Source organism: Legionella cherrii (assembly GCF_900635815.1).
In the GTDB taxonomy this organism is placed as follows: domain Bacteria; phylum Pseudomonadota; class Gammaproteobacteria; order Legionellales; family Legionellaceae; genus Legionella; species Legionella cherrii.
The window spans coordinates 2,778,920-2,791,425 of sequence record NZ_LR134173.1 but is presented as its reverse complement, the minus strand read 5'-3'; the positions used below and the strand labels follow the sequence as shown (position 1 = coordinate 2,791,425).

Genomic DNA, 12,506 nt, shown 5'->3' with positions numbered 1-12,506 from the left:
AGGATCTGTCTTTTGGGGATTCTTATGAATTCCATTACTAAAAACTCATGCAAAGAAATGAGGCTGTTTTCCTCTGTGTTTCTAATACTGAAATTGTATCTTTGCGCTGAAATAGGTCTAGTGTATGATGCATTTATTTTTAGTTCATTATGGAGCATTCTTAATGGAAGAATACAAGTCAAATCGAGTAATTAGAGCAAATCATGGCAAAGAGAAACAAGCTAAGAGTTGGCTTACTGAAGCAGCACTTCGCATGTTATGCAATAATCTTGACCCCGATGTAGCAGAAGACCCAGATTCTCTAATTGTTTATGGCGGCTTAGGGAAAGCGGCTCGCAACTGGGAGTGTTTCAACAAGATTGTTGAAGTGCTAAAGACCTTAGATGATCAGCAAACACTATTAATTCAATCGGGAAAACCTGTAGGTGTTTTTACAACACATGAAGATGCACCTCGGGTGCTTATTGCTAATTCCAATTTGGTTCCTCGTTGGGCTACCTGGGAACATTTTAATGAATTAGACAAAAAAGGTTTAATGATGTACGGACAGATGACTGCCGGGAGCTGGATTTATATTGGCTCACAGGGGATTGTGCAAGGGACTTACGAAACTTTTGTTGCTGCAGCGCGTAAACATTACGCAGGAAATCTAGAAGGGCGTTGGATTTTAACCGGTGGCTTGGGGGGATGGGTGGTGCTCAAACCCTAGCGGGAACTATGGCTGGAGCCAGTGTATTGGCAGTTGAATGTGACCTTTCACGAATAGAAAAACGTATTAAAACCAGATACTTGGATCGTTACACGACGGATTTAGAAGAAGCCCTAAGCTGGATAAATGAATCCTGTCAGAACAAGATGCCGAACTCCGTTGCTATTTTAGGAAATGCTGCTGAAATTTTCCCTCAATTGGTTCAACGAGGAGCCTCTCCAGCATTAGTAACTGACCAGACCAGTGCCCATGATCCATTAAACGGTTATCTGCCTGCTGGATGGACTTTGGAGCAAGCGGCTCAATTGAGAAAGTCAGCGCCTGATGAGGTTGTTAAAGCTGCAAAAGAATCTATGGCATTACAAGTACATGCGATGCTTGAATTCCAAAAAAGAGGCATTCCTGTTTTTGATTATGGTAATAACATCAGACAAATGGCTTTTGAAGCCGGTGAGAAGAGTGCTTTTAAATTTGAAGGATTTGTACCTGCTTACATACGTCCTTTATTTTGTGAAGGAATAGGACCTTTTAGATGGGTTGCTTTATCTGGGGATCCCGAAGATATCTATGCAACGGATGAAATGGTGAAAAAACTTATTCCAGATAATAAGCACTTGCATAATTGGTTGGATATGGCCAAGAAAAAAAATCGCATTTCAGGGATTACCAGCACGCATCTGCTGGGTTGGACTGAAAGATCGAGCGCGTCTCGCCCTGGCTTTTAACGAAATGGTCCGCACAGGTGCTGTTAAAGCGCCTATCGTAATAGGCCGTGATCATTTAGATTCAGGTTCGGTTGCAAGCCCTAATCGTGAAACCGAGGGGATGATGGATGGAAGTGATGCTGTATCTGATTGGCCTTTACTCAATGCTTTATTAAATTGCGCAAGTGGCGCAACGTGGGTTAGCATTCATCATGGCGGTGGTGTAGGTATGGGATTTTCCCAACATGCAGGAGTGGTGATTGTTGCAGATGGAACAGAAAAAGCAGCGCAGCGTTTAGCAAGAGTACTCCATAACGATCCTGCTACTGGGGTCATGCGTCATGCTGATGCTGGTTATGAAATTGCAAAAAAATGCGCTAAAGAAAATGCACTCTGGTTACCCATGGAAGCGTAGATTGGATTTTTCGTGTGGTTATTGGTGACACAATATTAAAAATAGTGGTTGGTATGGCAATCTATTGGGAGCAATTCCAACTTACTTTAAGGAGATACGTTAATGCAAGAGCCATTTCTTCTTCAACCTGGTCAGTTGGACTTGCAATCGATTAGACATATTTTAAATCAGCAATTACCTTGTGCTCTTCCTAAAGAAGCATTTGAGCGGATCGACGCATCACGGCAAACGGTTAAAAAGGTAATTCATGAGAAAAAAACAGTTTATGGTATCAATACCGGTTTTGGATCATTAGCTAATCAGACCATTTCAGAAGAAAACCTGAAACAGTTACAACGCAATATTGTGCTGTCCCATGCATGTGGTACTGGTGAGTTACTTTCTGATGAAATAGTTAAATTAATTTTACTGCTTAAAATCAATAACTTAGCGCAAGGATATTCTGGTGTTCGGCTGGAGCTGATTGAGGCGTTGATTTCCTTATATAACCATAATATTTATCCTTGTATCCCTTCTAAAGGCTCAGTAGGTGCTTCAGGTGATTTAGCGCCTTTAGCGCATATGTCTTTACCCTTACTCGGTGTTGGCGAAGTACGCTATCAAGGGAAAATTATTCCTGCTCTTGAGGGACTGAAGATTGCGGGTTTAAAACCCGTTGAATTGGAAGCAAAAGAAGGTCTAGCACTCCTAAATGGGCTGCAAGTGTCTACCGCAATTGCTTTAAATGCCTTGTTTGCCTCAGAAAGTTTGTTTGAAACGGCACTCATCGCGGGCGCCTTATCTGTTGATGCGGCAAATGGCAGTGATGTTCCATTTGATGAGCGGATACAAAAGGCTCGTGGTTATAAGGCTCAGCACGATGTAGCGAAGTGTTACCGTGAGCTTTTAAGTGGGAGTGAGATTCGTGCAGCCCATCTGCACTGCTCACGTGTTCAAGATCCCTATTCCTTGAGGTGCCAACCTCAAATTATGGGCGCGATATTGCATCAAATTCGCTTTGTTAGAGAAACCTTGCAGGTAGAAGTGAATGCAATTTCTGATAATCCGCTCGTTTTTAGTGAGCAAGAGCAAATAATTTCAGGGGGCAATTTTCACGGTGAAATTGTAGCTATGGCCGCTGACAACCTTGCTTTGGCAATTGCTGAAATAGGAGCCAGTTCCGAACGACGTATTGCATTGTTAATTGATAAAAACTTTAGTAGTTTACCCGCATTCCTTATCAAAGAGAGTGGATTGAATTCAGGATTTATGATTGCTCATGTCACTGCTGCGGCTTGTGCTAGTGAAAATAAGGCGCTTGCGCATCCCCACTCAGTGGATAGCCTTCCTACTTCTGCGAACCAAGAAGATCATGTTTCTATGGCAACCAGTGCTGCACGCAGATTGCATGATATGAATGACAATACGGCAACTATTTTAGCCATCGAATTGTTAGCAGCTGCTCAAGGAGTGGAATTTTATAAACCTTTAAAATCATCTGCATTATTGGAAGATATTCACCAACGTTTACGCTCTTACGTAGCCCCCTATGATACAGATCGTTTTTTTGCACCAGATATTTCCATAATCAAACAAAAAATTTTGAATGAGGAATTTAAAACCCCATTTTTGCATTTGTGGAATCAAGATTAGAGGACAAAGTGACTATTGAAATTTATACCGATGGTGCATGTAAAGGAAATCCAGGGCCTGGTGGTTGGGGCGTATTACTTCGTTATAAGGGAGAGGAAAAGACGTTATATGGTGGGGAAGCACATACTACCAATAACCGAATGGAGCTTATGGCGGCAATTAAGGGTTTGGAAGCCTTAAAACGTCCCTGCATTGTTAATCTTTATACTGACTCGCAATATTTGAGACAAGGCATGACCGAATGGTTAGTTAATTGGAAACTCAATGGATGGCGTAACTCTAAAAAAGAACCTGTAAAAAATGCAGATCTTTGGAAATTACTCGATGAATTGGCGTCACGTCATCAAATAAAATGGCACTGGGTAAAAGGGCATTCGGGTCATGTAGAAAATGATTTAGTTGATGCATTGGCCAATCAAGCAATTGAAGAGTTAAGTGAGTAAATCATGCGACAGATTGTTTTAGATACTGAAACTACAGGTATAGGGCATGAGCAGGGGCATCGTGTTATTGAAATTGGCTGCGTGGAATTATTTGATAGAAAATTAACAGGGAAACATTTTCATGTTTATCTTAATCCACAACGTCTGGTTGATGAAGGTGCTTTTCGTGTCCATGGAATTAGTAATGAGTTTTTACAAGATAAACCATTATTTGAAGAAAAAGCAGACGAATTTTGGAGTTTTATTGTTGGTGCTGAACTCATAATTCACAACGCACCTTTTGACGTCGGATTTTTAAATTCAGAATTTAAACACATCCAATGGAACAAAAGATTAGAAGATTCTTGCACTATCATTGACACCTTAGTCTTAGCCCGTGATAAATACCCCGGACAACGAAACAGTTTAGATGCTTTATGCAAACGATTTGGAATCGATCACTTCAATCGCGAACTTCATGGCGCGTTACTCGACGCGGAGATTCTTGCATACGTCTATCTGGCTATGACCGGTGGTCAAACCAGTTTATTTGCAGAAGTTGAAGAAGCTTCCATCTCTACCAAAATCAAACCCCAAGAAATTGCAGCACTTCAGTTAGCAAACCCAATAGTTTTGTCCGCCGATACTAAAGAGCTTGAATTGCACCAAGAGTTTGTCGCATTTCTCAATAAGAAATCAGGAGTTAATTATTGGGAGGAGAGTTGACTCGGTATAACCCGGATTACACGAGATTATAATCCGGGGATTAGGCTGGCACCGAACTTATTTGCATTTATCGGCTCGTTAGTCCTTCATTAGCTTTTAGGGATTAAATATTTTAGTGCAAAATCTTTACCAATACATTCACCAAGTGATTTTCCCCAAACAGCTGCACTGTCGTTATTGATTTTATCAGGAATGCTTCCATACAATTGTTGTTGGCATTTACTGACGCTTTCTGGAATTGCAGCGATGCACTTATCATAGTTCATTTTGATGTCATCTAGTCGTTTTTTTAGCTGAGGGTCATTTTCAAATCCTTTGCAAATGAGATCGGGCAATAGTGGGGTTACTGATTTTAACCAGCTATCTTTGGATATTTCCATTGAGCTGTCCGAGGATGCAGCACCGTTAGTATTTGTAGTTGTGCTTGTACTTGTGCTTGTACTTGTACCTGTGCCCGTAGTTGTACCCGTGCTTGTACTCTTGGATGTATCTTCAGCATTCGATGTGAAAGAAATAAGGGTACATCCTAAAAAAATGTATAAAGCTGCCTGCAATTGTTTAGTCATGATTGAATACCTTTTGTAATCATTTCATTAAAATAGTAGAACAAATATCTCAATCTTGCTTAAAATTAATTTGTTTTGATTAAAAAATAATCTAAAATTAAGGTGACGATGGATAAATCTTAGGAATTTATTATGGAAAAACAAAGTTCTATCTTATCACCATTAGCTTATTCTTTATTCATTCTACTGTTCGCCTTTCTTTTTTATTCTTCTTCTGCTTTAGCGAATACCTTTGTTTTCAATCCCAACACACTAACTTGGAAAGCGATTGATTCAAACGGAAAAGTAGTACGTACTGGCAGAGGATCTGGAGGTAGACGATATTGTCCAGACATCCATAGAGGATGTAAAACTCCAATAGGCGTATTCACTATATGGAGTAAAGGAGGGGCTGGTTGCAAATCTAGTCGTTACCCGGTAGGAAAAGGGGGATCGCCTATGCCTTATTGTATGTTTTTTACTAAATATTATGCAGTACATGGTTCTTATGAGGTACCAAATTATAATGCGAGCCATGGTTGCATACGTGTGCATCCTAGTGATGCTTACTGGCTCAGTAAGAATTTTATTAAAATAGGAACAAAAGTCGTTGTTAAACCTTACTGATTTCTACTTCTAATTACGTCATCTCTCGCTAAGCTCGGGATGACGTGGTTAAAAATTATTTTAATAATCATCCTCATCATCAATGCTAAATGATGAACCGCATCCACAAGTAGTTTTCGCATTGGGATTACGAATAACAAATTGTTCACCTTGTATGCCTTGAACGTAATCAATTTCAGCATCATGCAAATATTGGTAACTCATTGAATCAACAAGAAGTTTTACTGAAGACACACCATCTGAGCATTGTTGCACAATGACAGTATCATCCTCATTGATTTCTTCATCAAAACTAAATCCATATTGAAACCCGGAACAACCGCCACCTGTAATGGATACACGTAGATTTAATTTGAAATTATCTTCCTCTTTTATGAGTTCAGCCACTTTGTCTGCTGCACTAACAGAAAAGTGGATATCGCTAGTAGTAGGGGATATATCAATAGCAGCCATTTTAACTCCCATAGTTATAATATAATTATAACGCAATTATCGTATAATCTGTTCAATAGTAGCTCCACCCAGGCATTGGTTTTTATCATAAAAAACCACATATTGACCCGGTGTAACTGCTCGTTGCGGATTTGAAAACATTACATAATGCTGATTTTCATTCTGAGGCGAAATAATACAGCCTTGTTCTGCCTGTCTGTATCGGGTCTTAGCATAACAGGTCAGTGGTAAATTATCTGCACAATCAGCTAACCAATGGATTGGACCACAAATTAGGCCTTGTGCATAGAGCATGGGGTGTTGGCTGCCTTGAGCTACATATAAAGTATTCGTAGCCACTTCTTTATCAACCACATACCAAGGATCATCGGTTGAATTTTGTAAACCACCAATTCCTAGCCCTTGCCGTTGACCTAAAGTATAAAACATTAATCCGTCATGTTGTCCTAAAACTTTGCCATCCGTGCTTTTTATCTCGCCTGGTCGTGCTAAAATAAATTCCTGTAAAAAGGATTTAAATCGTTTTTCGCCAATAAAACAAATCCCTGTTGAATCCTTTTTGGCCTGGGTTACTAAGCCAAGTTTTTTCGCAAACTCTCTCACTTCGGGCTTAGTATAATCTCCTATAGGAAATAAAGTTTTGGCCAAAGCTTTAGGGTTGACTGCGTGAAGAAAATAGGTTTGATCTTTATCGCGATCTTTTGCTTTATATAAGAGCCCAATATCGCCTTCTATTTTATTTTTAGCATAGTGTCCTGTTGCAATGTAATCTGCTCCGAGGGTTAATGCATGATTTAAAAAAGCATTGAATTTGATTTCCTTGTTACACAAGACGTCAGGATTGGGCGTTCTTCCTTTTTCATATTCATTTAAAAAATGAGTGAAAACTCTTTGCCAATATTCTTCTGAAAAATTAACTGTATGCAGCGGAATACGCAATTGATTGCATACTGCTTGGGCATCAGCAAGATCTTGTGCTGCAGGACAGAATCCATCCTTATCATCTTGTTCCCAGTTCTTCATGAACAAGCCTTCAACTTGATAGCCTGCTTCTTGCAATAACCAGGCCGCAACAGAAGAATCAACACCACCAGACATTCCAACTATAACTTTAGCTTTCATAAAATTGAGATACCGCTTAATATTCTATTTTTTCACAATCGTAGCCTATGCGAGTGGATTTGCCGTCATCCTTCGCTATGCTTGGGCTGACGGCAAATGAGCGAGGTTCTATTGCCTAGGCTACGATTGTGCAAGTGAACTTATACAAATTATAACTCTTTAGGATACGACAATAATGCTGCACTTACAAGAAATGGTTAAACAAGGGCAACAAACTAAGACTGTGACACTTAGTGAACGTTTACCTAATTTCATTACTACTTCCTGCCAGCTAGAGGTGACTTATCATGTTGAAGTAAAAGAAGATTTTTATCTTATTCATCTTCATGTTAAGGGCGATCTGCCTACGCAATGTCAACGTTGTCTAGACGAATTTAATTTTCCATACGATAATATGACTGTAGTTGCTGTATGTCGTAATGATGAGAGGGCAGAGCAGATATTGGAACATTATGAATGTATTGTTTCTGAGAATTTGCAAGTCAGTTTGGAAGATATGCTGATTGATGAGTTACATCTCTACGCGCCACAGTTTCATCCTGAAATTAATGATTGCAGCAGTGAAATAAACCAAATTTTAGTGGGAAAAAAATGAATTTTATTGAAATTTTATCTAATTAACACTAATATTCCCGCTTTATGAATGCAATTTGTTTAGGAGTAATACAATGGCCGTACAACAAAATAAAAAATCACGCTCACGTCGTGACATGCGTCGTTCGCACGATGCTTTGACAAAGCCAACACTTTCTGTGGATGAAACTACCGGCGAAACACATCTTCGTCATCACATGACTCCAGATGGTTATTATCGTGGTAGAAAGATTATTGACACTGATACTGTTTACGAACAAGAGTAATTTTCTTGAAAAATATCACCATTGCAATTGATGCGATGGGTGGGGATCATGGTTTGAATGTTGTGATTCCTGCCTGTATTCGCGCAGCAAATAATAATCCTGATTTGAAACTCATTCTTGTTGGAGTTCATGATAAAATTCATGCTTTTTTAAAAAAGCATGGAGTGGCTTCTTCAAATCAATTTTCCATAGTCCATGCTTCTGAAGTAGTGACTATGGATGAATTGCCTTCACATGCTTTGCGCAATAAAAAAGATTCTTCGATGCGCGTAGCCATTAATTTGGTGAAAGAGGGAATGGCGCAAGCTTGTGTTAGTGCCGGAAATACTGGCGCTCTTATGGCTACAGCACGTTATGTTTTAAAAACTTTACCCGGAATCGATAGACCTGCAATTATTTCTGAGTTACCGACCATGCGTGGTAGGACTTGGGTGATTGATTTGGGTGCTAATGTTGATTCTTGTGCGGAACATTTATTTCAATTTGCTGTAATGGGATCTGCATTAGTTCAAGCGGTAGCGAATAAGCCCAAGCCTAAAATTGCCTTATTGAATATCGGCGTGGAAGAAATGAAGGGAAATGATCAAGTGAAACGTACGGCACATATGCTTGCAGAGTGTGACGTTATGAACTACGTTGGTTATGTAGAAGGTGATCATTTTTATACTGGGGAAGTTGATTTAGTAGTCTGCGATGGTTTTGTGGGTAATGTAGCTTTGAAAGCGAGCGAAGGCCTTGCAAAGTTTTTTGTAAGTTTACTCATGGAGTCATTTAACAGGAACTGGTATACCAAACTTTCTGCTTTAATTGCACGACCTGCATTAAAGCATCTTAAGAAACGCTTTGATCCTTCTCGTTATAACGGCGCAAGCATGCTCGGATTAAATGGCATTGTTGTAAAAAGCCATGGCGGTGCTAATGAATTAGGATTTCAACATGCTATTGAACAAGCAGTTCTTGAAGTTAAAAATAACGTGATTGATTTAGTGCGTGTACAAATAAATGATTTTATCAATCAGGGATTGCTGTTATGAAAAATGCTGTAATACGTGGTACTGGAAGTTATATTCCTGAAAAGCAACTTACAAATCTTGAGCTTGAGTCAATACTTGATACCAGTGATGAGTGGATTGTCACTAGAACTGGAATCAGCAGTCGTAGTGTGGCGCAACCTCATGAAACCACCTCATATATGGCTTCCAAAGCTGCTGAACAAGCTTTAAGTGCTTCCGGTATGGATGCTGATGAAATCGATTTAATATTAGTAGCTACGTGTACCCCAGATCATTTTTTTCCGGGGGTTGCCTGTTATGTCCAGCATGCTTTAAAAATTAAACGTCCTATACCTGCTTTTGATGTCGGCGCCGCATGCAGTGGCTTTGTTTATGTAATGGATATTGCAAAACAGTATATCGTGTCCGGTGCTGCTAAAAATATTCTTGTTATCGGCAGTGAAAGCATGTCTAGAGCAGTTGATTGGACCGATCGTGCAACATGCGTCCTATTTGGAGATGGAGCTGGAGCAGTCGTTTTAAGTGCTAGTGACAGACAAGGCATTATGGGTAGTGTGCTACATGCCTCTTACGATGCAGAAAAATTACTAAACTTAAGTAATGCTACATTTGAAAATCAACGTGCTACGATTACCATGCGTGGTAATGAAGTTTTTAAAATCGCCGTTAAAATTATGGGTGATGTTGTTGATGAAGTTTTAGAGGTCAGTCATTTGAAAAAATCTGATATTCAATGGCTCATTCCTCATCAAGCAAATATGCGTATCATACAAGCCATCGCTAAAAAACTGGACCTCCCTATGTCACAAGTGATTGTTACTATTGGTAGTCAAGGTAATACTTCGGCCGCATCCATACCTTTGGCTCTGGATCATTCTATTCGAACCAATCAGATTAAAAGAGATGAATTATTATTGATTGAGTCTTTTGGAGGTGGAATGACTTGGGGAGCTATGGTAATTCGTTATTAATAATTTTATTGAGTTCATTTTTTGAATTAAATTTTTAGTTCGGAGCTATTTTTGATATGGTAAAAACAGCATTTGTATTTCCTGGGCAAGGTTCACAATCAGTGGGTATGTTAGCTGATTTTGAGTTGCAGTATCCTATTGTTGTCAATACGTTTGCAGAAGCATCTGAAGCGGTAGGTTACGATCTATGGAAACTCGTGCAACAAGGACCTGAAGAAAAATTAAATCAGACAGAACATACACAGGTCGCAATGCTTACTGCTGATGTTGCAGTATATAGGGTACTGATGCAGCATGATGTCGGTCAACCAACGCTCATGGCCGGCCATAGTTTAGGTGAGTATGCAGCTTTGGTTTGTGCTGAGGCATTATCATTGTTTGATGCAGCGTGTTTAGTAGCGCGTAGAGGACAAGTAATGCAAAATGCAGTCCCTTTAGGCTTGGGTGCTATGGCAGCAATCGTTGGTTTAACCGATGAACAAGTAAAAACACTATGTGAGCAGGCCAGTCGTGAAAATGAAGTGGTCACTCCTGCAAACTATAATGCAATTGGACAAGTTGTTGTGGCAGGACATACTCCAGCGGTAAACAGAATATTGGGCTTAGCTGAAGAGGAAGGCGCACGTCTTGCTAAAGTGATTCCAGTCAGTGTTCCATGTCATTGTCCTTTATTGTCTGAAGCTGCTGAATCATTTGCCGATTATCTTGCTAAAATTGAATTTAAAAGCCCAAAAACAGATGTTGTGAGTAATGTTGATTTAAGTTTTTATCATTCAGCGCAACATATACGTGAAAAACTAAAAGAACAGCTCTACAGTCCTGTACGTTGGGTCGAAACGATTCAACTCTTTAAAAACAGTGGCATAGGCCTCGTCCTGGAGTGTGGTCCAGGAAAAGTCTTGAGCGGATTAATTAAAAGAATTGATAGAAGCTTAAATACAATTAGCGTTTACGATACGATTAGTTTAGAACAACTTGAAGAGCAATTTGCATAGCCTAACTTAGGGATATGCTGAGATGTAGAATGAGCAGCACTTAAAATGACATTGATCTAGTGAGACACATGTTCAACCTAAAGAAATAACTTTTTCTATAGAGGAAAATAAATGACAAGTTTAGAGGGGAAAACTGCCTTAGTAACAGGGGCAAGCCGAGGAATAGGTCAGGCTATAGCTGTTAAATTGGCTCAGCAAGGTGCTTTTGTCTATGGTACTGCTACTACTGAACAAGGTGCTCAATCAATAAATGCCTATTTTGAAAAGAAAATTTATCAGGAAAGGGGCTCGTTCTAGATGTTACAAATTCAGAGCAAATAGAAAAAGTAATCGGTGAATTGGTTGATAAGAATCAATCCCCTTCAATATTAGTGAATAATGCAGGGATAACCGCAGATAATTTACTGCTGCGTATGGATGATGATGAATGGTATAAGGTAATTGAAACAAATTTGAATTCAATATACAAAATGTCTAAAATTTGTATAAAACCCATGTTTAGAGCGCGATGGGGACGAATTATTTCTATAGGTTCAGTAGTCGGTTCAAGTGGGAATTCAGGCCAAGTAAATTATACTGCAGCAAAAGCCGGTATTGTTGGTTTCAGTAAATCCTTAGCTCAAGAAATTGGAAGTCGAGGAATTACGGTCAATGTTGTTGCGCCTGGGTTTATTGATACAGACATGACAGCAGCTTTACCCGATATGGTAAAGGAAGAGATGTTAAAAAGAATTCCTATGCGGAAGCTGGGAGATCCCAAAGATATAGCCGAAGCAGTAGCTTTTTTAGCATCAGAAAGTGCTAAATATATCACGGGTGAAACAATTCATGTCAATGGCGGCATGTATATGGATTAAATGCACTTGCGTTATCTGTATAAATGAATAAACTATACCACTTCCATTTAACTTTGGTTGTTTGGTGTTTGCGATTGCTTTTAAATTTCAGTGATTAAGCAATCAAAGTTAAGTGGAAGTTGTATTTTAATAATCTGGAATTTTTTTAAATTTCTATCAACCGAAAGAGGAAAATCAAGTTATGAGTACAGTTGAAGAGCGTGTTCGCAAGATTGTTGTTGAACAATTAGGCGTTAAAGAAGAAGAGTTAAAGAACGATGCATCATTTGTTGATGACTTAGGTGCTGATTCTTTAGATACTGTGGAATTGGTTATGGCTCTTGAAGAAGAATTTGAAACAGAAATTCCTGATGAGAAAGCTGAAAAAATTACCACGATTCAAGAAGCGATTGATTATATTGAATCTAATTTAAATAAAGAAGAAGCATAAGCATTTGCTTTTATCTCTTTCTCTC

Annotated in this window: 13 protein-coding genes and 2 pseudogenes; 12 read left to right on the top strand and 3 right to left on the bottom strand. The window is 39.2% G+C overall.

Translation table 11 applies throughout. The features are described from left to right. Window positions 1-163 precede the first annotated feature (163 nt). The 4 genes and pseudogenes from hutU to dnaQ all read left to right on the top strand — a co-directional run bounded on the left by hutU (window position 164) and on the right by dnaQ (window position 4,608). Window positions 164-1,828: pseudogene (gene hutU / locus EL022_RS11810) on the top strand (urocanate hydratase). 102 nt (window positions 1,829-1,930) lie between these two features. Then, window positions 1,931-3,460, top strand: a complete 1,530-nt coding sequence (gene hutH, locus EL022_RS11805) for a histidine ammonia-lyase (protein ID WP_028380373.1) — start codon at window positions 1,931-1,933, stop codon at window positions 3,458-3,460. A gap of 8 nt (window positions 3,461-3,468) precedes the next feature. Beyond that, window positions 3,469-3,903, top strand: a complete 435-nt coding sequence (gene rnhA, locus EL022_RS11800; RefSeq protein WP_028380374.1) for a ribonuclease HI — start codon at window positions 3,469-3,471, stop codon at window positions 3,901-3,903. A gap of 3 nt (window positions 3,904-3,906) precedes the next feature. Further along, the gene (gene dnaQ, locus EL022_RS11795; protein WP_028380375.1) at window positions 3,907-4,608 is read left to right on the top strand and encodes a DNA polymerase III subunit epsilon; all 702 of its coding nucleotides are present in this window, start codon (window positions 3,907-3,909) and stop codon (window positions 4,606-4,608) included. A gap of 89 nt (window positions 4,609-4,697) precedes the next feature. On the opposite strand, the gene EL022_RS11790 is transcribed toward dnaQ, so the two are convergent. Next, complete coding sequence (locus tag EL022_RS11790) at window positions 4,698-5,174, bottom strand: hypothetical protein (protein ID WP_028380376.1); 477 nt, start codon at window positions 5,172-5,174, stop codon at window positions 4,698-4,700. A gap of 132 nt (window positions 5,175-5,306) precedes the next feature. On the opposite strand from EL022_RS11790, the gene EL022_RS11785 reads away from it, so the two are divergent. Further along, window positions 5,307-5,780: a L,D-transpeptidase gene (locus EL022_RS11785; protein WP_028380377.1), complete on the top strand. Its 474-nt coding sequence runs from the start codon at window positions 5,307-5,309 to the stop codon at window positions 5,778-5,780. Between the two features lie 60 nt (window positions 5,781-5,840). On the opposite strand, the gene erpA is transcribed toward EL022_RS11785, so the two are convergent. After that, window positions 5,841-6,233, bottom strand: a complete 393-nt coding sequence (gene erpA / locus EL022_RS11780; protein WP_028380378.1) for an iron-sulfur cluster insertion protein ErpA — start codon at window positions 6,231-6,233, stop codon at window positions 5,841-5,843. 36 nt (window positions 6,234-6,269) lie between these two features. Beyond that, window positions 6,270-7,355, bottom strand: a complete 1,086-nt coding sequence (mnmA, locus tag EL022_RS11775) for a tRNA 2-thiouridine(34) synthase MnmA (protein WP_028380379.1) — start codon at window positions 7,353-7,355, stop codon at window positions 6,270-6,272. Between the two features lie 175 nt (window positions 7,356-7,530). Here mnmA and EL022_RS11770 point away from each other — a divergent pair, with 175 nt between their 5' ends. From EL022_RS11770 to acpP, 7 genes and pseudogenes are all read left to right on the top strand, one after another. Further along, window positions 7,531-7,950 carry a YceD family protein gene (locus EL022_RS11770; RefSeq protein ID WP_028380380.1) on the top strand — a complete coding sequence of 140 codons (420 nt, stop codon included), beginning with the start codon at window positions 7,531-7,533 and terminating at the stop codon, window positions 7,948-7,950. A 73-nt stretch (window positions 7,951-8,023) separates the two neighbouring features. Then, the gene (gene rpmF / locus EL022_RS11765; protein WP_028380381.1) at window positions 8,024-8,215 is read left to right on the top strand and encodes a 50S ribosomal protein L32; all 192 of its coding nucleotides are present in this window, start codon (window positions 8,024-8,026) and stop codon (window positions 8,213-8,215) included. A 5-nt stretch (window positions 8,216-8,220) separates the two neighbouring features. Next, window positions 8,221-9,249: a phosphate acyltransferase PlsX gene (gene plsX / locus EL022_RS11760; RefSeq protein WP_028380382.1), complete on the top strand. Its 1,029-nt coding sequence runs from the start codon at window positions 8,221-8,223 to the stop codon at window positions 9,247-9,249. Continuing rightward, window positions 9,246-10,199, top strand: a complete 954-nt coding sequence (locus tag EL022_RS11755) for a beta-ketoacyl-ACP synthase III (RefSeq protein ID WP_028380383.1) — start codon at window positions 9,246-9,248, stop codon at window positions 10,197-10,199. The genes plsX and EL022_RS11755 overlap by 4 nt, the downstream gene beginning before the upstream one ends. Before the next feature lie 56 nt (window positions 10,200-10,255). Beyond that, window positions 10,256-11,194, top strand: a complete 939-nt coding sequence (fabD, locus tag EL022_RS11750; protein WP_028380384.1) for an ACP S-malonyltransferase — start codon at window positions 10,256-10,258, stop codon at window positions 11,192-11,194. Window positions 11,195-11,305: 111 nt separating this feature from the next. Beyond that, window positions 11,306-12,051 (top strand): annotated as a pseudogene (gene fabG, locus EL022_RS11745) (3-oxoacyl-ACP reductase FabG). 181 nt (window positions 12,052-12,232) lie between these two features. Then, window positions 12,233-12,481, top strand: coding sequence for an acyl carrier protein (gene acpP, locus EL022_RS11740; protein WP_003631752.1), 249 nt, complete (start codon window positions 12,233-12,235; stop codon window positions 12,479-12,481). The last annotated feature ends 25 nt before the right edge of the window (window positions 12,482-12,506 follow it).

Excerpts from the sequence above, each read along its gene's own strand:
- hutH (WP_028380373.1), top strand. The coding sequence starts at position 1,931 with ATGCAAGAGCCATTTCTTCTTCAACCTGGTCAGTTGGACTTGCAATCG.
- dnaQ (WP_028380375.1), top strand. The coding sequence starts at position 3,907 with ATGCGACAGATTGTTTTAGATACTGAAACTACAGGTATAGGGCATGAG.
- EL022_RS11790 (WP_028380376.1), bottom strand. The coding sequence starts at position 5,174 with ATGACTAAACAATTGCAGGCAGCTTTATACATTTTTTTAGGATGTACC.
- EL022_RS11785 (WP_028380377.1), top strand. The coding sequence starts at position 5,307 with ATGGAAAAACAAAGTTCTATCTTATCACCATTAGCTTATTCTTTATTC.
- erpA (WP_028380378.1), bottom strand. The coding sequence starts at position 6,233 with ATGGCTGCTATTGATATATCCCCTACTACTAGCGATATCCACTTTTCT.
- mnmA (WP_028380379.1), bottom strand. The coding sequence starts at position 7,355 with ATGAAAGCTAAAGTTATAGTTGGAATGTCTGGTGGTGTTGATTCTTCT.
- EL022_RS11770 (WP_028380380.1), top strand. The coding sequence starts at position 7,531 with ATGCTGCACTTACAAGAAATGGTTAAACAAGGGCAACAAACTAAGACT.
- rpmF (WP_028380381.1), top strand. The coding sequence starts at position 8,024 with ATGGCCGTACAACAAAATAAAAAATCACGCTCACGTCGTGACATGCGT.
- EL022_RS11755 (WP_028380383.1), top strand. The coding sequence starts at position 9,246 with ATGAAAAATGCTGTAATACGTGGTACTGGAAGTTATATTCCTGAAAAG.
- fabD (WP_028380384.1), top strand. The coding sequence starts at position 10,256 with ATGGTAAAAACAGCATTTGTATTTCCTGGGCAAGGTTCACAATCAGTG.
- acpP (WP_003631752.1), top strand. The coding sequence starts at position 12,233 with ATGAGTACAGTTGAAGAGCGTGTTCGCAAGATTGTTGTTGAACAATTA.